The organism is Pseudomonas sp. 32_A (genome assembly GCF_017490905.1).
Taxonomy (GTDB): domain Bacteria; phylum Pseudomonadota; class Gammaproteobacteria; order Pseudomonadales; family Pseudomonadaceae; genus Aquipseudomonas; species Aquipseudomonas inefficax.
In genome coordinates this window covers 23,398-41,109 of record NZ_JAFGYI010000006.1, presented here as the reverse complement: position 1 = coordinate 41,109, position 17,712 = coordinate 23,398, and the positions used below count along the sequence as shown (strand labels likewise).

At 64.2% G+C, this 17,712-nt stretch carries 15 protein-coding genes, 1 tRNA gene and 1 pseudogene; 9 read left to right on the top strand and 8 right to left on the bottom strand.

Annotated elements, in window-relative coordinates:
* Positions 1 to 131 precede the first annotated feature (131 nt).
* Positions 132 to 311, top strand: a pseudogene (locus tag J5M58_RS28435) (hypothetical protein); the annotation flags it as partial.
* A gap of 15 nt (positions 312 to 326) precedes the next feature.
* Here J5M58_RS28435 and J5M58_RS05610 read toward each other — a convergent pair.
* Both J5M58_RS05610 and J5M58_RS05605 read right to left on the bottom strand, forming a co-directional pair.
* The gene (locus tag J5M58_RS05610) at positions 327 to 1,505 is read right to left on the bottom strand and encodes a tyrosine-type recombinase/integrase (RefSeq protein WP_207877421.1); all 1,179 of its coding nucleotides are present in this window, start codon (positions 1,503 to 1,505) and stop codon (positions 327 to 329) included.
* A 236-nt stretch (positions 1,506 to 1,741) separates the two neighbouring features.
* Positions 1,742 to 2,821 carry a patatin-like phospholipase family protein gene (locus tag J5M58_RS05605; RefSeq protein WP_207877419.1) on the bottom strand — a complete coding sequence of 360 codons (1,080 nt, stop codon included), beginning with the start codon at positions 2,819 to 2,821 and terminating at the stop codon, positions 1,742 to 1,744.
* Between the two features lie 279 nt (positions 2,822 to 3,100).
* On the opposite strand from J5M58_RS05605, the gene J5M58_RS05600 reads away from it, so the two are divergent.
* From J5M58_RS05600 to J5M58_RS05580, 5 genes are all read left to right on the top strand, one after another.
* On the top strand, positions 3,101 to 3,412 hold the full coding sequence (locus tag J5M58_RS05600; RefSeq protein WP_112252336.1) for a PepSY domain-containing protein: 312 nt from the start codon (positions 3,101 to 3,103) through the stop codon (positions 3,410 to 3,412).
* Positions 3,412 to 3,726, top strand: coding sequence for a PepSY domain-containing protein (locus J5M58_RS05595; protein WP_133971027.1), 315 nt, complete (start codon positions 3,412 to 3,414; stop codon positions 3,724 to 3,726). Before J5M58_RS05600 ends, J5M58_RS05595 begins: the two co-directional genes overlap by 1 nt.
* Positions 3,727 to 4,395 (top strand): response regulator transcription factor, encoded by a 669-nt coding sequence (locus J5M58_RS05590; RefSeq protein WP_112252338.1) that lies wholly within the window; start codon positions 3,727 to 3,729, stop codon positions 4,393 to 4,395.
* Positions 4,392 to 5,711 carry a sensor histidine kinase gene (locus tag J5M58_RS05585; protein ID WP_112252339.1) on the top strand — a complete coding sequence of 440 codons (1,320 nt, stop codon included), beginning with the start codon at positions 4,392 to 4,394 and terminating at the stop codon, positions 5,709 to 5,711. The genes J5M58_RS05590 and J5M58_RS05585 overlap by 4 nt, the downstream gene beginning before the upstream one ends.
* A 341-nt stretch (positions 5,712 to 6,052) precedes the next feature.
* Positions 6,053 to 7,207 carry an HPP family protein gene (locus tag J5M58_RS05580; protein WP_207877417.1) on the top strand — a complete coding sequence of 385 codons (1,155 nt, stop codon included), beginning with the start codon at positions 6,053 to 6,055 and terminating at the stop codon, positions 7,205 to 7,207.
* Here the strand turns inward: J5M58_RS05580 and J5M58_RS05575 are convergent.
* Positions 7,181 to 8,047 carry a LysR family transcriptional regulator gene (locus J5M58_RS05575; RefSeq protein WP_112252341.1) on the bottom strand — a complete coding sequence of 289 codons (867 nt, stop codon included), beginning with the start codon at positions 8,045 to 8,047 and terminating at the stop codon, positions 7,181 to 7,183. The genes J5M58_RS05580 and J5M58_RS05575 overlap by 27 nt on opposite strands.
* Before the next feature lie 180 nt (positions 8,048 to 8,227).
* Here J5M58_RS05575 and J5M58_RS05570 point away from each other — a divergent pair, with 180 nt between their 5' ends.
* Positions 8,228 to 10,117: a propionyl-CoA synthetase gene (locus tag J5M58_RS05570; RefSeq protein WP_207877414.1), complete on the top strand. Its 1,890-nt coding sequence runs from the start codon at positions 8,228 to 8,230 to the stop codon at positions 10,115 to 10,117.
* Positions 10,118 to 10,244: 127 nt separating this feature from the next.
* Here the strand turns inward: J5M58_RS05570 and zapE are convergent, their stop codons facing one another.
* A complete protein-coding gene (gene zapE, locus J5M58_RS05565) occupies positions 10,245 to 11,315 on the bottom strand; it encodes a cell division protein ZapE (RefSeq protein ID WP_207877412.1) in 1,071 nt (356 codons plus the stop codon).
* Between the two features lie 167 nt (positions 11,316 to 11,482).
* Between zapE and J5M58_RS05560 the strand changes: the two genes are divergently transcribed.
* Positions 11,483 to 11,908: a DUF1810 domain-containing protein gene (locus J5M58_RS05560; RefSeq protein ID WP_112252344.1), complete on the top strand. Its 426-nt coding sequence runs from the start codon at positions 11,483 to 11,485 to the stop codon at positions 11,906 to 11,908.
* 1 nt (position 11,909) lies between these two features.
* Here the strand turns inward: J5M58_RS05560 and J5M58_RS05555 are convergent, their stop codons facing one another.
* On the bottom strand, positions 11,910 to 12,152 hold the full coding sequence (locus J5M58_RS05555; RefSeq protein WP_085624636.1) for a hypothetical protein: 243 nt from the start codon (positions 12,150 to 12,152) through the stop codon (positions 11,910 to 11,912).
* A gap of 261 nt (positions 12,153 to 12,413) precedes the next feature.
* Here J5M58_RS05555 and J5M58_RS05550 point away from each other — a divergent pair.
* Positions 12,414 to 12,488: transfer RNA gene (locus J5M58_RS05550), tRNA-Gln, on the top strand.
* Positions 12,489 to 12,580: 92 nt separating this feature from the next.
* On the opposite strand, the gene J5M58_RS05545 is transcribed toward J5M58_RS05550, so the two are convergent.
* Genes J5M58_RS05545 through J5M58_RS05535 form a run of 3 tightly spaced genes read right to left on the bottom strand, consistent with a single transcriptional unit; the run spans position 12,581 to position 17,708 of the window.
* Positions 12,581 to 14,968: a response regulator gene (locus tag J5M58_RS05545; protein ID WP_112252345.1), complete on the bottom strand. Its 2,388-nt coding sequence runs from the start codon at positions 14,966 to 14,968 to the stop codon at positions 12,581 to 12,583.
* A gap of 13 nt (positions 14,969 to 14,981) precedes the next feature.
* Positions 14,982 to 15,443, bottom strand: coding sequence for a response regulator (locus J5M58_RS05540; RefSeq protein ID WP_112252346.1), 462 nt, complete (start codon positions 15,441 to 15,443; stop codon positions 14,982 to 14,984).
* Positions 15,444 to 15,458: 15 nt separating this feature from the next.
* A complete protein-coding gene (locus J5M58_RS05535) occupies positions 15,459 to 17,708 on the bottom strand; it encodes an ATP-binding protein (protein WP_207877410.1) in 2,250 nt (749 codons plus the stop codon).
* Positions 17,709 to 17,712: the final 4 nt, after the last annotated feature.

Here is a 17,712-nt window from a genome sequence, read left to right as displayed (position 1 = left end):
AGTGGGCTGGCATGCTTCAACGAATAGGAAACATATTGCCATCATTTTCAGTGCGCGGAGATAGGCTTTGGTGTGGCGCTGCGCGGTTTATCTGTCAACAAATCCACATCCTATGGCTAGATCGCGGACTCATTGCCAACAGCGGACCGGTCTGTGCTGATGCTCTGTTGGCCGATCCTGATGGGCGCGCAGCCGTCCTCAGCGAGATGGCCTATGCCGGGCACCGCCGAAAGGAGGTCGACGACGGTGATCTGGCCGACATGCTTGAGCTGGCAGAGGCGACCAGGCTGTGGGCGCTCCAAGGGCACGAGTGATTAGGCTGACCATCACCCCTTTGGTGGCAGCACCATGTCGGCCCAGGCCTGCATCATGTCGCGGCGCTGCTCTATATATGTGGCGTGGTTGTACACATCACGGATGGCGCTGCTGTCGGCGTGGGCCAGCTGGCGCTCGATCCAGTCCTTGTTGTAGCCACGGCTGTTCATCTCCGTGGAAAACAGGTGCCGGAAACCGTGGGGCGATTGCCGGCCTGTATACCCGCAACGGTCCAGCAGGTTTACTGCGTAGTTGATGCCGATCGGCCGTACCGCATCGGACCGGTTGGGGAACACGTATTTCATCCCGCCGGAGATCGGCAGCATCGAGCGCAGCAGTTCGACGGCCTGGCGCGACAGCGGGACCACGTGATCGCGGCGCATCTTCATCTTGCTGGCAGGGATGGACCAGGTCGCTGTGTCGAGGTCGATTTCCGCCCACTCGGCTTTGCGCACCTCAGCCGGCCGGCAAGCAGTGAGGATCAGCAGCTTGGTGGCGCACTGCAGTTGCAGGCCTGACTGGCTTTCCTCAATCGCCTTGATGATGGTCGGCATTTCCGAGAAGTCGAGGAACGGCCGATTTTTGTGCGGGGCCATTTTCTCAGTGACAGTGTGCATTTCCGCCGTGGGGTTGTTCTCGATCATGCCGGTGGCGATCGCATACCGAAAAACCTGCCCCATCCACTGCCTGGTCTTGACGGCAGTTGTCACCGAGCCGCGGCGCTCAATGCGGCGAATCAGCGTGATCACATCGGACCGCTTGATCGAATCGATCTGGCGCAGGCCGAACGCCGGCAGTACATCCAGCTCCATCGCATTCGAGATGATCTTGACCGTCGATTCGGTCAGGCTTCCCTTCCTGAATTCCAGCCACTCGTCGTAGACGCGGCGGAATGTCCTCTCCTGGGCGCCAAGGCGCTCTGTCTTCTTCATCCTCCTTGATTCGCGTGGGTCTATTCCCTGCGCAACCTCTTCGCGCGCCTCGTCCCTTCGCGCACGCGCCTCCTTCAAACCGATCTCTGGGTAGGTCCCAAGGGAAATCCTGGCCTGCTTTCCAAGCCAGGTGAACCTGAAGTGCCAGCTCTTTACGCCGGTTTCGGCGATGTACAGCGTGAGCCCGAGCGAGTCCGCAAGGGTATAGCCCTTTTCCCGGGGCTTGGCCTGCCTGGCCGCGGTGTCCGTGAGCGCCACTAGTACATTGCCTCTCGCTGTGTGTTGGATGTACTGGATGATGTACTACGTTTTTGGGATTGGGAAGATACAGCTTGGTACGAGGTGATACGCCAATGACGCCTGTTTAAGGGCGTCATGGCCGGTTGTGGTATCTCTCGGTTTTCGGCGGGAATCCACTGTGGAATCTTTGAAAATTTCCACGCTGGCATGACTCTGTGTGAATCGATAATGCGCGCAGTCTACCAGCATGGCAGCTACAAGGCTTGCAGGCGTTCGTGCAACCGCCCGGTGGTGATCAGCTCCAGCAGCTCGTCACCCAGCCGCTGGCTCTCGGCAATGGCCTTGTACCAGTAGCGTTTACGGCTTGCTGCATCACCCATGAAGCGCTTGAAATCGTTGCGATCGGGCAGTTTGCCGTAGGGCAGGGCTGCCAGGTACTGCGGCGAAGGCGTCATCAACAGCACGTTCTGCAGGCGTGTGGCATCGCCCCTGCGCCAAGGCAGGGCCTTGTCGAACCAGCCTGGCACGACCTTGTCGGTGAAATGCGGGTACAGCACCAGGTCGTCGCCGCGGTAGGGCAGGTCGAGGTGGTAGTCGAGCAGGCCGCCGTCGCGGTAGGTACCCGTACCTGCGCCGGGGATGTCTTTCACACCTGCCATGACCATTGGGATGGAACCCGAGGCGAGCAGGGCATGGCGGAGGTTGGCCAGGTCCAGCGGCAGGCAGCGCGAGGGGAAGTCGGTCAGTGCATCGAGCGGCGGCGTGGCGCGGCCGTCGTGCAGGATGATGCGCTCGAAGTGCCGAGCCAGGCGCGAACGGCCGAGCAGGTTGCTGGCTATCACCGCGCCCAGGCCGAGGCCCAGGCGGCCGCGATGGTCGTGGGCGAGCTGGCCATGGCTCTTCACCACCAGGATGTTCAGGCGATAGTGCGGATTGGCCAACAGCTGGCCGTCGCGGCCTTGCAGCAGGTCATCGAGCATGTGCTGGCAGCTGCGGCTGATTTCGGCCGGGGTGACGCCCTTGGCGAAATCCTGCTCGGTGTACAGTTCGCCAAGGCGACGGATGCCTGTGACCGGGTCGTCGAGGCAGGCACTGGCGAAGCGCCAGGCGCCGATCGAGGCGCCAATCAACGCACGCTGGCGTGGTGCCGACGGTAGCCACTCACCGAACAGCGCCAGGTCCAGGCCCTGGATGCCCAGCGGCTTCGGCCCACCCGCCGCACCCGGCAGCACACCGACATCGGCTGCCTGCAGGCCGCGCTCGCGGACCTGCCGCAGGGCACGTTGGCCGGCCTTGAAGGTGAGGGCGGGGTATTTGATGTGAATGGCGCTCATGGCGGGACTCTTCGGCGGCAGGCGGTCATTATAAGGCTTCATGCGGATACCCTGTGGGAGCGGGTTCACCCGCGAAGCATGCAACGTGGTGTATGGCACCGGCTGGGCCGGTGTTCGCGGGCAAGCCCGCTCCCACAGGGACCGGGCAGGATTCAGCGATGGCGAGACAGCAGCCTGACCTGCGCTATCATGCCGCCAGTTGTTTTCAGGTTGAATTAAGGACCGGTGGTTAATCTTAACCCCGTAGACAACTTGCACAGTTCTCAGGAGAGAAGAACGATGAAACACATGACTGCCCTGTTCACCGTAGCCGCCGCCCTTGCCCTGGGCGCCCATTCCGCCATCGCCAAGGATGTGCAGCCCGACGAAGTGGTCAAGCTGGTCAATGCCAAGACCGTCAAGTCGCTGGACGAGCTCAAGGCCGCCGCCGTGGCCAAGCACCCGGGTGCCACCGTCACCGACTCGGAGCTTGAAGACGAGTACGGCCGTTATATCTACAAGGTCGAGCTGCGCGACATGCAGAACGTCGAATGGGACGTGGCGCTGGACGCCAAGACCGGTGAAGTGCTGAAGGACGAGCGGGACAACTGATGATCCACCTACTGCGGCCGGCGCGCTACCTCGCGCTGGCGCTGCTGGCCGTGTGTTCCCTGGCCGTTGCCCGCGACCTCGATCAGGACGAGGCCCTGGAACTACGCCAGAAGGGTGTCATCCTGCCGCTCGAGCATCTGCTGGAAACCGCCCTGGGGCGTCACCCCGGGGCGCGCTTGCTGGAGGCCGAGCTGGAAGAGGACGACAATCGCTACGAATACGAAGTCGAGTTGCTGACGGCTGAAGGCGTGGTGCGCGAGATCAAGCTCGACGCCAGCAGCGGTGCCCTGCTCAAAGACGAGGAAGACGACTGAATGCGCCTGTTGCTTGTCGAGGACAATGTACCGCTGGCCGATGAACTGACCGCCGCCCTGCAGCGCCAGGGCTACGCCGTGGACTGGCTGGCCGACGGCCGCGACGCGGTGTACCAGGGCCAGAGCGAGCCCTACGACCTGATCATCCTGGACCTTGGCCTGCCGGGCCTGCCGGGCCTGGAGGTGCTGGCCCAGTGGCGTGCCGCCGGCCTGGCCACGCCGGTGTTGATCCTTACTGCCCGTGGCTCGTGGGCCGAGCGTATCGAAGGGTTGAAGGCGGGGGCCGATGACTACCTGAGCAAACCCTTCCACCCCGAAGAACTGCAGTTGCGCATCCAGGCGTTGTTGCGCCGTGCCCGTGGCCTGGCCAACCAGCCGACGCTGGAAGCGGCCGGCCTGCACCTGGACGAAAGCCGCCAGTGCGTGAGCCGTGACGGCGTGGACATCCAGCTGACCGCCGCCGAGTTCCGCCTGCTGCGCTATTTCATGCTGCATCCGCAGCAGATCCTGTCCAAGAGCCACCTGGCCGAACACCTCTACGACGGTGAAACCGAGCGCGACTCCAACGTGCTGGAAGTGCACGTCAACCACCTGCGGCGCAAGCTGGGTCGCAGCGTCATCGAGACCCGCCGCGGGCAAGGCTACATCTATGCCGGGAGCGCTGCGTGAAGTCGATCCAGGCACGCCTGAGCCTGGGCCTGGTGGCGGTGCTGGTGGTAGTCGGCCTGGTACTGGCGCAACTGACCCTGTGGTTGTTCGAGGTCGGCCTGCAGCGCTACCTGGAGAACGGCCTGCGCAAGGAAAGCGAAAACCTGCTGGTGGCCCTGGTGCGCGGGCCCTCGGGCCTGCAACTGGATGAGCGGCGTATCTCGGCCGCCTACCAGCGGCCGTTTTCCGGCTATTACTTCCGCATCGATTTCGATAAAGGCACCTGGCGTTCCCGTTCGCTGTGGGATCTGGACATGCCCAAGCCCGCTGCGCCGGGGCTTTCCGACAGCCACGAACTCGGCCCGGAAGGCCAGCAACTGCTTGCCCTGCGTGCCGACTACCGGCGCCTGGGTCAGGATATCTCGATCAGCGTGGCGCAGGATTATTCGCCAGTGCGCGAAGGTTTCCGGCGCCTGCAGCAGATCGGCCTGGGCATGGGCCTGGTGGCGCTGATCCTGGTGCTGGTGCTGCAGCGCATCACCGTGACCCGCTCGCTGCAGCCACTGGAGCGGGCACGCCAGCAGATCGCCCAGTTGCAGCAGGGCCAGCGCTCGCAGCTGGATGCCGAAGTGCCCAGCGAACTGGCGCCGCTGGTGGGGCAGATCAACCATTTGCTGAGCCATACCGAAGACAGCCTGCGCCGCTCGCGCAATGCCTTGGGCAACCTGGGCCATGCACTGAAGACGCCGTTGGCGGTGTTGCTGAGCCTGGCCTCCAGCGAGCGCCTGAAGGACCTGCCGGATGTTCGCACGCAGATGCGCGAGCAGCTGGAGCAGATTCAGCAACGCTTGGCGCGTGAGCTGAACCGTGCGCGCCTGGCGGGGGATGCGCTGCCGGGCGCGCAGTTCGACTGCGACGTCGAACTGCCGGGGTTGCTGGGGACATTGGGCATGATTCATGGCGAGGGCCTGCTGCTGGCCAGGGATGTACCGCCCGGGCTGCTGCTGCCGTGGGACCGCGAGGACTTCCTGGAGCTGCTCGGCAACTTGCTGGACAACGCCTGCAAGTGGGCCGACAGCGAAGTGCGGCTGGGTATCGCGGCGAATGCCGAGGGCTACCAGGTGTGGGTCGATGATGATGGCCCCGGTATCCCCGAGGGCCAGCGGCAGCAAGTGCTTGAGCGTGGTTCGCGGTTGGACGAGCAGGTGTCAGGGCATGGCCTGGGGCTGGGCATCGTGCGCGATATCGTCGAGGCCTGGGGCGGGCGCCTGGCGCTGCTGGATAGCCCCCTGGGTGGCTTGCGGGTGAGCATTGACCTGCCGCGCAAGGCTCGGTAATACCGGGTCCCTGTGGGAGCGGGTTTACCCGCGAACACCGGCGAAGCCGGTGCCATGCACCGTGTCGCATTCTTCGCGGGTGAACCCGCTCCCACAAGTTGCGCGGCGCGCTTGAGGAATTTGCTGGCCATATCACCACTGCAAAAAAATTGCAGTACAGCCGCATTTTTTTGAATTGGCCCAATCTCACCCCACCCGGCAAAATTCCCCCACGAAACCCTGCGGTTTCCATCTCTCCATGGACGGAGCCCCTTGTGATATTGCACTCGCAATACGAGGCCCAGGCCACCTCGGCTGGGCTTTCTTTTTAATCAAGAAAACCAAAGATCTCGATTACTTACATGTCTGCCTCGCGTTCCGAAAGTCGTCTGCAGCGGCTGTTGCCAGCGCCTTTGAATATTCCCCCCAAAGAATGGTTGCGTGCCGGTATCGGCGCGTTGTTCGGCCTGTTCCTCGCCGGCTGGCTGACCAGCATGGCCTATGGCCCCAGTATTGCCTTGCACCTGCTCGGCCCGCTTGCGGCATCGGCCGTGCTGGTGTTCGCCGTGCACTCCGGCCCGTTGGCCCAGCCTTGGCCGGTATTGGGCAGCTATGCCCTGGCCGGTGCGGTCGGTCTGGCCATGCGCCAGGGCTTCGGCCCGGAGCTGTGGGTGGCTGCTGCCGCTCTGGGTATCTCGATCCTGGTGATGTGCCTGCTGCGCTGCCTGCACCCACCCGGTGGCGGAGTGGCAGTAAGCGCAGTACTGGCCGACCCGGGGCTGAGCGCCATGGGCGACCACCTGCTGGAGCCGGTGCTGCTCAACGCGCTGATTCTGGTAACTGTGGCGATCTTCTACAACCGCCTCACCGGCGTGCGTTACCCGAAAGGCGCGGTGCCGCGCAAGGACCTGCACCACACCCATGACCCGCTGCCCAGCGAACGGGTCGGCATTCGCGCAGAAGACCTGGACCAGGCCCTGGAGGAACTGGGCGAGTTCGTCGACGTCACCCGTGACGAACTGGAGCGCATCATCCTGGCCACCGAGCAACACGCCCTGCAGCGCAGCCTCGGCGGCATCACCGCGGCCTCGGTCATGTCCCGCGACGTGCAGTTCGCCACGCCCGACACCACCCTGGAGCAGGCCTGGAAACTGCTGGCCAGCCACCACCTGAAAACCCTGCCGGTGCTGCAGCAGGGCAAGCTGGTGGGCATCGTCAGCCTCAGCGACCTGGTCGGCCCGGCCATGCAGCGTGGTCACTTCAGTTGGCGCGGCTTGTTCGGCCGCAAGGCGGTGCGCATGGAGCAGGTGATGAGCCGCCGGGTGATCAGCGTCAGCAGCCAGCACCCGCTGGAGCGCTTGCTGCCATTGCTGTGCGAACAAGGCCTGCATTGCCTGCCAGTGCTCGATGGCGACCAGTTGGTGGGGGTGATCACCCAGACCGACCTGATCGCCGGCCTCAAGCGCCAGCTGCTCAGCAAGGCCGAGGCTTCAGATAACCGGGTCCCAGCGTTGTGACCAGTCGCTGGCGCCGGCGGCCACCAGCCGGCGCAGGATGGCAAAAGCCTGTTGCAGGGCTTCGCTGTCGCGTTTGCGCGGGTACACCAGGAAGGTCGGGTAGGTGAACTCCGGCGCCTGCGGTACCCGCTCGAACACACCGCTGTCCAGATAGGCCTGCACCACCCGCGTGCGGAAGTAGCCACTGCCGCCCTGGTCGAGTATGAACTGCAAGGCCAGCGGGCCAAGGTTGAAGCTGAGCGCCGGGCGCGCGCAGTCGGGCAGGGCAGCATCATGCTGGCGCCGGAAGGCCTCGCCCCAGTCGATGTAGATGTACGGGTCTGGCTGGTCGACCCGGCGCACACGGATCAGCTTCTCCTCCATCAACTGCTCCACCTGCAGGCCCGGGCCATAGGTAGGCTGATAGACCAGCGCGGCATCCAGCAGCCCCATCTCGACCTTGCGCAGCAGCGATTCGCCATCGCTCACCTCGCTGCGGATGGCATGGCTGGGCAGCTCGCGGTGCAGGGCGCTGACCCAGTCGAGCATCATCGGGTTGCCCAGGCTTACTTCACCACCCACGTGCAGCACCTGCTGGCAGCCTTCGGGCAGCGGCAGGTCGCGGCGCGCCGCTTCCCAGGTTTGCACCAGCTGGTTGGCATAACTGACGAACGCTTCGCCGTCGCTGGTCAGGCTGGCACCGTTGCGGCTGCGCACGAACAGTTGGCAGCCCAGTTGCTGCTCCAGGCGCTGTACCCGCGCGGTGATCGCTGTCTGTGACACGAACAGGCGTTCGGCGGCGGCGACCAGGCTGCCGCAACGCACGATTTCCAGAAAGGTACGGGCCTGATCGATGTCCATGAGCTGCTCGGTGGCGGAAGGGGTGGCCTATTCTAGAGGCTTTGCACCGTTGTGGGGCGTTTTTGCCTTGTCTGCAAATTTGCAGGTCGGTTGTGACTTTAGTCCCATGGCGGCGCGGGCGTAGCGGTCCATACTTAAGTTTCGCCCTTCAATAACAACAAGTACCGGGTTCCCTTCGATATGAGCTACCAGCACAGCTACGCCCATTCCATTTCCGACCCTGCCGCTTTCTGGGCGGAACAGGCCGCGCACCTGGCCTGGCACCGCAAGCCTGCCCTCACCCTGCAAGACAACGCCGACGGCACCCACCGCTGGTTCGCCGATGGCCGCCTGAACAGCTGCTACCTGGCCCTCGATCACCAGATCGAGCAGGGCCGTGGCGAGCAGTTGGCGCTGATCTACGATTCGCCGGTGACCGGCGTGCAGCAGGCCTACACCTACCACCAATTGCGTGACGAGGTGGCGCGCCTGGCCGGCTTGCTGCGCCAGCTGGGGGTGAACAAGGGCGATGGCGTGATCATCTACATGCCCATGGTGCCGCAGGCGGCCATGGCCATGCTGGCCTGCGCACGGATTGGCGCGGTGCACTCGGTGGTGTTTGGTGGTTTTGCCGCCAACGAGCTGGCCCTGCGCATCGACGATGCCCGGCCGACGCTGCTGCTGACGGCATCGTGCGGGCTGGAATTCGACCGGGTGATCGAATACAAGCCGCTGGTAGACCGCGCCCTGCAACTGGCCCGGCACCAGCCGCGCAACGTGCTGGTGCTGCAGCGCCAGCAGGCGCATGCCGAACTGCAGGCGGGCCGCGACCTGGACTGGCAGGCAGCATTGACCGGCGCCGAACCGGTGGCCCCGGTCGAGCTGGATGCGGGCGACCCGCTGTACATCATGTACACCTCGGGCACCACCGGCAAACCCAAGGGCATCGTGCGGGAAAACGGCGGCAACGCCGTGGCGCTGTGCTATGCCATGCGCCATATCTACGGCATGCAGGCTGGCGATGTATGGTGGGGCATTTCCGATGTGGGCTGGGTGGTTGGCCATTCACTGATCGTTTACGGGCCGTTGATGAGCGGCTGCACCACGGTGTTCTACGAAGGCAAGCCGATCCGCACCCCGGACGCCTCCGCCTACTGGCGGGTAGTGGAGCAATACAAGGTCAACGCGCTGTTCTGTGCACCCACTGCCATGCGTGCCATCCGCAAGGAAGACCCGGAGGGCGAGCTGATCCGCAAGCATGACCTGAGCTCGTTGCGCCAGTTGTTCCTGGCCGGGGAAAAACTTGATTCCAGCACCCACGAATGGCTGGAACGGGTCAGTGGCAAGCCGGTGCACGACCACTGGTGGCAGACCGAGACTGGCTGGCCAGTCACCGCGCCCTGTGTGGGGCTGGAAGGCAGCGCGGCGAAGCCGGGGTCGAGCAACCGGGCGGTGCCGGGCTATCACGTGCGCGTGCTGGATGACGAGGGCAACCTGCTGGGGCCGAACCACCAGGGCTCGATCGTCATCGCCCTGCCATTGCCGCCCGGGTGCAGCCAGACGCTGTGGGGCGACCACGAGCGTTACCTGCAGGCTTACCTGCGTACTTACCCGGGGTATTACCACACTGGCGATGGCGGCTACCTCGACGATGACGGCTTCGTCTACATCATGGGGCGCACCGATGACGTCATCAACGTGTCCGGGCACCGGCTGTCCACTGGCGAGATGGAGGACCTGGTGGCGCGCCACCCGGCAGTGGCCGAGTGCGCGGTGATTGGCGTGCATGACGAGATCAAGGGGCAGGTGCCGTTGGCCCTGGTGGTGCTCAAGGACGGCGAGGGCATTGCCGAGGCTCAGCTGCTGGTGGAGCTGGTGGGCAGCGTGCGTGAGGAAATTGGTCCGTTGGCCTGCTTCAACCGGGTGCGTCTGGTCAAGCGCTTGCCCAAGACCCGCTCGGGGAAGATTCTGCGGGCGGTGCTGCGCAAGATTGCCGATGGGCAGGACTATGTGCCGCCTTCGACCCTGGACGACCCTGCGGTGCTGGGCGAGATCGAGGCGGTGCTGGCGGATTTGCCCAGGGCGGGTTGATGTTTTGACTTTGCTGGCCTCTTCGCGGGCATGCCCGCTCCCACAGGGATGTCGCAGGACTTGAAAACTGCGCAGCATCTGTGGGAGCGGGTTTACCCGCGAAGAGGCCGGCCCAGGCAATGCAGTTCTAGGGGGCTATCTGATGCAACTGCCCCAACCGGCTACGGGTACGCATCAGGTCGGCAAGCGGCCCGCCTAGGCTTTCTTCCAGCGGCCGCTTGCCGATCACCAGTACCTGCCGGTCCTGGTCATACAGTACATCCACCAGGTTGACGAAGCGCTGCTGCGCTGCCAGCGAACACTCCGACAAGTCATCCAGCCCATCGATGATCCACTCATCGTACTGCCCGGCCAGTACCAGGTAGTCGATCACTGCCGTGGCCTTTTCACACAGGTCGTCAAAGCCCAGCACCACCCGCCGGCCATCGACGGCCAGTGCGCGCAGCGGGCGCTTGTTCACTTCCAGCATCACCGGCTGTTCATCCGGCACCTTGAGCGCCTGGCGCTGCGCCGTATTCCCCGGCCATACATAGTGGCCCCGGGTAAAGCGCTGATGCTCGCGGTTGGCCGGGAGGCTGCGGAAATCGGTGTCACCACCCACTTCGAGCACTGTCATCGAGCTGTTGATCAGGCGGATCACCGGCAGGAAGCGCTCGTGGTACAGCGGATTGGGCAGCAGCCCTTCGGGCGCATAGTTGGAGGTCACCAGCAAGAACACGCCACGGGCGAACAGAGCATTGAACAAGCGGGTGAGCAACATGGCATCACCAATGTCGTGCACATGGAACTCGTCGAAGCACAGCACCCGACAATCTCCCACAAGTTCGTCGAGGGCCGCGCCCAATGCGTCGTCCAGCGCCCGGTGGCGGTGCATGCCCTGGTGCAGGCGGGCAAAGAAGTCATGGAAGTGCAGGCGCCGCTTGGCCTGCACCGGTACGGCCTGGAAAAAGCCATCGAGCAGCCAGCTCTTGCCGCGGCCCACCGCGCCGTACAGGTACAGACTGCGCGGCTGGCCTTGTTCGAGCTGCGCCAGTTGTTCGGCCATGCAGTGGATCACCCGGCGTTGGCCGTCGCTAAGCTGGTAGCCGCGGCTGTGCGCCTTGTCCTCGAACCAGCCGAGCAGTTCACTCTGGTTGGCGGTGGCGCCGAGCAGGCGCTGACCAAGCTGGCGTAGCGGGATAGGGATCCAGGCAGGCAAAAGCAAAGCTCCTCGGGTGGCGGGGTAGCGTGACGGGGTAGCGTGCAGCTTGCCCGACAGCGGCCATTTTGACTAATACAGAAAATGTGCGGCATTGATCACCTGACGAGATAGGTTTGCCATGCAGGCGTACAGTAAAGGCTGAACCAGAGCGAGGAGGGGCGAGCATGCATGCCGACGTCGATCTGCAGCGCTTCGTCGAGGCGCAGAACCCTGTGTATGACCAGGTGATGCAGGAACTGCAGGCCGGGCGCAAGCGCAGCCACTGGATGTGGTACGTTTTCCCGCAGCTCGATGGCCTGGGCCACAGCACCATGGCCGCACGCTATGCGCTGGCCGGTATCGACGAGGCCCGTGCCTACCTGGCTCATCCGCTGCTTGGCCCGCGCCTGCAAGCCTGTGTGACTGCGCTGCTGCAGCACCGCGACAAGAGCGCCCGTGAAATGCTCGGCAGCCCCGACCACCTCAAGCTGCGCTCGTGCCTGACCCTGTTCGCCCAGGCAGCGCCCGGCAACCCGTTGTTCCAGGCGGCGCTGGTGCAGTTCTATGACGGTGAGCCAGACGCCCTGACCCTGGCCAGGTTGCCGGGTTAGCTCAGGCCTTGCGCTCCAGTTGGCGCTCGATCATGTACTTCACGGCCAGGCGGCGTTCCTTGAGGTGACGCAGGTCTTCGTCCTCGAAATTGCCAGCCGAGATCGACTCGGCAGCAAGCACCTGGTTGTCGATGTCCATGTACTCGTCGAGCAGCCGGTCCAGCGCCTTGTCCTGCTGGCGGCGTTGCTGGACGATTTCACGCGGGTAGTGCAGGTCCTGGTAAAGATCGTGCGAAACAGGCATGGGAGTCCTCCATGGTCAATGCAATTGCCTCATCTGATTGGAAGGGAGGAATGCGATTGTGTTGAAGCGAGGCGGGGGGAAAGCGACGGATGGTCGCCGCCTGAAAGGCGAAAATGACTAACTCGCTGTTTTTTGGTAATTTTTTTTCATCAGGGGGTTCACAGACCGAAAGTTTGTTGTTAAAGTGCCGCGCATTCCAAGACAACAACCCAGTTGTCACTCAGTTGGAATTGTCAGAGCAGCTAACGCTGCATCCGATACAGGGGCGTCGCCAAGCGGTAAGGCAGCAGGTTTTGATCCTGCCATGCGTTGGTTCGAATCCAGCCGCCCCTGCCATTTTCTGCTTAAAACGTATCTCGGTCCGGTGCTTGGAAAGACAAGCGCTGGGCTTTGTCGTTTCCGCACGTTTTTCCGGGGGCTCTGTCAGGTCACCTGGCAGTTCCAAGCATCTCGTTCAGCAAGCGGGCCAGTTCATCGGCTTGTACCGGCTTCTGGATCACCAGGCTGCCCGGCAACTCCAGGCCCTGCAACTCCGCATAACCGGTAAGAAGTACCACCGGCAGCTGCGGGTAGCGCTCGCGTGCCGCCAGTGCCAGTTGCGCGCCGTTGAACTCGGGCATGGCGAAATCGCTCAGTAGCAGGTCGATCTGCTCATCCAGCAAGGCCAGGGCCTGTTCGCCACTGTGCGCCTGGCGCACCTGATAGCCGTACTGGCGCAACACGTCACCGAGCATGTCGCGTACCAGATGGTCGTCATCTACCAGCAGCACGGTGCGGTTATGGCCGCTTTCGCTTGTCGAGTGGCTGAGCAGCGACGGCATCGGTTCGCTGACGGCTTCACCCTTGACTGCCGGCAGATACACGGCCACCTGCGTGCCACGCCCAGGCGTGGTGTCGATGCGCACGCCACCCCCGGACTGTTTGGCGAAGCCGAATACCTGGGCCAGGCCCAGGCCCGAGCCCTTGCCGATATCCTTGGTGGTGAAGAACGGCTCGAACACCTTGGCCAGCACCTCTTCGCTCATGCCGCAGCCGGTATCGCGGATGCTCAGCATCACATATTCGCCGGGGTCCGGGTCTTCCGGGCGCTGCGGGCGGGCGTCGATCCGGGTGTTGCGGGTAGACAGGGTCAGCTGGCCGCCGTCGGGCATGGCATCGCGGGCATTGATCGCCAGGTTGAGAATGATCATTTCGGTCTGGGTCGGGTCGGTCAGTGCCTGCCACAGGGTTGGTTCCAGGTCCAGGCGCACCGAGACGTTGCCGCCCAAGGTGCGGCGCAGCAACTCTTCCAGGCCGGCCAGGGTGCGGTTGAGGTTCAGTGCCACCGGCTCCAGGCGCTGGCGCCGGGAGAACGCCAGCAACTGCGAGGTCAGCTTGGCGCCACGCTCGCCGGCTTCGCGAATGTGCTTGAGCCGCGCACGGGCCTTGTCCAGGTCGGCTTTGGCCAGATCGCGCTCGAGGAAGCTGGCGCCGGTGAGGATGACCGTCAGCAGGTTGTTGAAATCATGAGCCACACCGGCAGTCAGCTGGCCGACCGCTTCCAGCCGCTGCATCTGCTGCAGCGCAGCCTCGATGCGTTCGCGTTCGGCGATCTGCTCGCGCAGGCGGGCGTTGGCTTCGGCCAGGCCGAGGGCGGCCTCGCGCTCGCTGGTGATGTCGCGCGCCACCACGTACAGCAGGGTGTCTTCCGGCACCACCACCCACGACAACCAGCGTTGCTGGCCACCGGCATCCAGGATGCGCCCGACAAAGCGGGCGCTGGTGCGGCCATGGGCGAGGGCGGCCAGCTCGGTGAGCAGCAGTTCCTGGTCGTGCTCGGGCAGCAGGTGCAGCAAGGACGACTGGCTCAGGCGTTCGCGGGACAAGCCCAGGCTGGCTTCCCAGGCGGGGTTCAGCGCGACTGGGGTCAGGTCCTTGTTGAGCACGGCCAGCAAGTCTTGCGACAGTTCCCAGGCGCGGTCGCGTTCGCGGGTGCGGCGTTCTACCCTTTCACCCAGCATCTCGTTGAGCTGGCGCAGTGCCTGGTTGGCCAGCCGCTGGGTGTGGATGTCCTGCAACACCCCGGAAAAGCGCACGCACTGGTCGTTGACGAACTGGCTCTGGCCGCTGCTGAGCAACCAGCGCGGTTCCAGGCCAGCGGGTTGGGCGATGCGGAATTCGACCCGGTAGTGGCCGCCACTTTCCGGGCACATGGCGTGTTCCACCGCCTCGCGCACCTGCGCCAGGTCGTCGGGGTAGATGCCGGCGTAAAATACCTCGAGGCTCATTTCGGTATCGGCGGGCAGGCCGAACAGGGTCTTGCAGCGGTCATCCCACAGCAACAGGCCTTCTTGCGGGCGCATGTTCCAGGTGCCCATGCCGGCAGCGTCGATGGCAATGCGCGCACGTGCCTCGACGTCGGCCAGGGCCTCTTCGGCGCGGCGTCGGCGCTGGCGCTCCTGCACTTCGGTCAGGGCCCGGCGTACGGCCTTGGGCAGCAGCGGCAGGTTTTTCTTCAGTACATAGTCGGTGGCGCCCAGGCGGATCATTTCCACCGCATGTTCTTCGCCGTAGATGCCAGACAGGAAGATGAACGGCGTGTCCGGTGCCAGGCGCTGGGCGATGGCAAGCACTTCAGTGCCGGACGAGCCCGGCAGCACGCAGTCGCACAGGATCAGGTCGTAGCGGGCTTCGCGCAGGGCCTGCTCTACACCGGCATGGTCGAACACCAGTTGCGCCTGCACCTGCAGCCCGCTGCGTTCCAGGCGCATCAGGGTCAGCTCGGCGTCCATCGAATTGTCTTCGACCATCAGCAGGTTCAGCGGTGTTGGCTGCATCGTCGCGGCCACCTCAGATGCCGCCACGCCGGTTCAGGCGCAGCGAGCCGGGTGGCGGTTCGTTGAGTACCGCCCAGAACACCCCCAGGTCGGAAATGGCGGCGACGAATTCCTTGAACTCCACCGGTTTGACCACGTATGCGTTCACCCCCAGCTCGTAGGCGCGCAGCAGGTCAGGCTCCTCGCGCGATGACGTCAGCATCACCGTCGGGATGCTGCGCAGCTCGGCGGTGGCGCGCACTTCCTTGAGCACCTCCAGGCCGTCGACTTTTGGCAGTTTCAGGTCCAGCAGCAACACGGCGGGGTTGCCATCGTCACGTTCGGCATAGGCATTGCGCCTTAGCAGGTAGTCAAGTGCCTCGGCGCCATCGCGCAGCACGATGACCTCGTTGGCCAACTGGCTGCGCTCCAGCGCCAGGAGCGTCAGCTCCAGGTCCCGAGGGTTGTCTTCGACCAGAAGGATGGGTTTGAGCATGATGGTAGCGGTGCCTCAGGTGGTCGCGGGGTGGCGCGGGAGGGTGAAGTGGAAGGTAGCACCCTGGTCAACCTTGCCATGGGCCCATACCCGACCGTCATGGCGTTCGATGATGCGACGCACGCTGGCCAGGCCGATCCCGGTGCCTTCGAAGTCTTCCATGCGGTGCAGGCGCTGGAACACGCCGAACAGCTTGCCGGCGTAGGCCATGTCGAAGCCCACGCCGTTGTCACGAATGCAGATCTCGGTTTCACCCGGGTGTTGCACGGCGCTGATGCCGATGCGCGCCGGGGTGCGCCCACGTGTGTACTTGATGGCGTTGGCCAGCAGGTTGTGCAAGGCCATGTTGATGAACGCCGGGTCACCGATCACCTTGGGCAATTGCGCGATGTCCCAGACAATTTCGCGGTTTTGGTAGTCGGGCGCAAGTTCGCTGCGAATGGCCTCGACCAGGGCGTTTAGGTCGACCTCGGACAGGCGCAGGGCCGAGCGGCCCATCTGCGAGAAGTTGAGCAGGTTGTCGACCAGGCTCCCGGCAAAGTGCGCGGCTTCCTCGATGTGTTGCAGAAAGCGCCTGCCGCGCTCGCCAAGGCTCTGGCCCTCGGTTTCGCTGAGCAATTCGGAGTAGCCGGCAATATGGCGCAGGGGCGCGCGCAGGTCATGGGACACGCTGTAGGAAAACGCTTCGAGCTCCTTGTTCGAGCGGCGCAGCTCGCCGGCCAGCTGCGCCAGCTCCTCGGCCTTGCGCAGGACAATGCCGAGCACTGCCGTGCGCAGTTCCTGCACGCCTTCGATGACCAGCGGGTGCCAGGGTTCGCAGTAGCCGCGCAGTTTTTCCTGCCAGCGTTCGAAACTGTGCCGTGGGTCGAGGTTGCCCTGCGGCCCTACCTGTTTGTTCGGCTGCCCGGCCCAGTTCACCGTGCGCACTTGCTCGGGGCGGAACCAGAGCAGGTAGTGCGAGTGGATCTGCGAAATGGCTACTGCCAGGACACCGCCAGCATGGGCCGCGAGCTCGGGCAGCTCGTCGATGTCGCGGCGCAGGTTGTCGCTGTGGAACACACTTTCTTCGCTACGCTGCGATAGCCAGTGCACCAGGGCGTTTACCTGAGCGGCCGGTGGGGTCTTGCCGATCAGGTCGCAACGTTCGGCGGAAATGACCGCGGCACCTTGGGCGCCGGCGAAGGCCAGCAGTACTTCGGGCAAGTCGCGCAGGCCGTCACCAACACTGTCATGGTCGGCCATGGACGAGATCATGCGCACGATGTGTTGGCGCAGCTCCAGCAACTGGCGAGTGTTGGCGTGGGACTCGCGCGACTCGATCTGCAGCGACAGCACACTGGCCAGCAGCTCGCAGGCGGTACGGGTGCGCAGGTCCACCGGGCGTGGCTGTTCGTGGTGACAGGACACCAGCCCCCAGAGTTGCCCGTCGACCACGATCGACAACGACATCGATGCCAGGGTACCCATGTTGCGCATGTACTGCAGGTGTACTGGCGACACGCTGCGCAGTGCGGCAAAGCTCAGGTCCAAGGGCTTGCCGGTGCGCGGGTTGGCAGAGGGCAGCAACGGCGAAGCCTGGTAGTTGGCGTCCTCGATCACGCGGATGCGGTTGATTCGGTACAACTCGCGCGCCTGGCGTGGTATGTCCGAAGCGGGGAAGCACAGGCCCAGGTAGCTCGGGTACCCCGGGTCGGCCACCTCGGCCAGCACCTGGCCGTTGCCTTCGGCATCGAAGCGATAGGCCTTGACCCGGCCAAAGCCGGTGATGCGCTTGAGCTGCAGCACTGCTTGCTGCAGCAGTTCCTCGAGGCTGCCGGCCTGGTGCAGGCGGCCTACGAAGCTGCGCACCAGTGGGTAGTAGTCGCCTTGCCCGGCAAGGTCCGCTGGCAGGCGAGGGGGTTCGAACTCGGCGATCAGCACCTGGTCGTGGCGATGGACCAGCAGGTGCAGGTTGCCGCGAAAAGGAGCGTCCTGGCGCAGCTGCACATCGCTGATGTGGAACGGAAAGACCTCGTCCTGCGGCAGGCGGGCCAGGTGCAGGCGCAGGTCGAAGGCACCGCTGACCAGTTCGGCAAACTCGCGACCTATCAGTTCACTGGCCGGTAAGCCCAGCCAGTGCTCGACATTTTCACTGGCCTGGAGTACCTGCATGTCGGTTTCGTCCAGCACCAGCAGGAAGCCGTGGGGCTGAATGCTGCCAGGCAGCTGGATCGGCTCCTGGGCGCAGCGCTCGAGGGCTTGGGTGAGCGTGCTGTCTGCAATCATCTAT

Excerpts from the sequence above, each read along its gene's own strand:
- J5M58_RS05560 (WP_112252344.1), top strand. The coding sequence starts at position 11,483 with ATGCATGCCGACGTCGATCTGCAGCGCTTCGTCGAGGCGCAGAACCCT.
- J5M58_RS05575 (WP_112252341.1), bottom strand. The coding sequence starts at position 8,047 with ATGGACATCGATCAGGCCCGTACCTTTCTGGAAATCGTGCGTTGCGGC.
- J5M58_RS05595 (WP_133971027.1), top strand. The coding sequence starts at position 3,412 with ATGATCCACCTACTGCGGCCGGCGCGCTACCTCGCGCTGGCGCTGCTG.
- J5M58_RS05555 (WP_085624636.1), bottom strand. The coding sequence starts at position 12,152 with ATGCCTGTTTCGCACGATCTTTACCAGGACCTGCACTACCCGCGTGAA.
- J5M58_RS05540 (WP_112252346.1), bottom strand. The coding sequence starts at position 15,443 with ATGCTCAAACCCATCCTTCTGGTCGAAGACAACCCTCGGGACCTGGAG.
- J5M58_RS05545 (WP_112252345.1), bottom strand. The coding sequence starts at position 14,968 with ATGCAGCCAACACCGCTGAACCTGCTGATGGTCGAAGACAATTCGATG.
- J5M58_RS05590 (WP_112252338.1), top strand. The coding sequence starts at position 3,727 with ATGCGCCTGTTGCTTGTCGAGGACAATGTACCGCTGGCCGATGAACTG.
- J5M58_RS05600 (WP_112252336.1), top strand. The coding sequence starts at position 3,101 with ATGAAACACATGACTGCCCTGTTCACCGTAGCCGCCGCCCTTGCCCTG.
- J5M58_RS05580 (WP_207877417.1), top strand. The coding sequence starts at position 6,053 with ATGTCTGCCTCGCGTTCCGAAAGTCGTCTGCAGCGGCTGTTGCCAGCG.
- J5M58_RS05535 (WP_207877410.1), bottom strand. The coding sequence starts at position 17,708 with ATGATTGCAGACAGCACGCTCACCCAAGCCCTCGAGCGCTGCGCCCAG.
- J5M58_RS05570 (WP_207877414.1), top strand. The coding sequence starts at position 8,228 with ATGAGCTACCAGCACAGCTACGCCCATTCCATTTCCGACCCTGCCGCT.
- J5M58_RS05605 (WP_207877419.1), bottom strand. The coding sequence starts at position 2,821 with ATGAGCGCCATTCACATCAAATACCCCGCCCTCACCTTCAAGGCCGGC.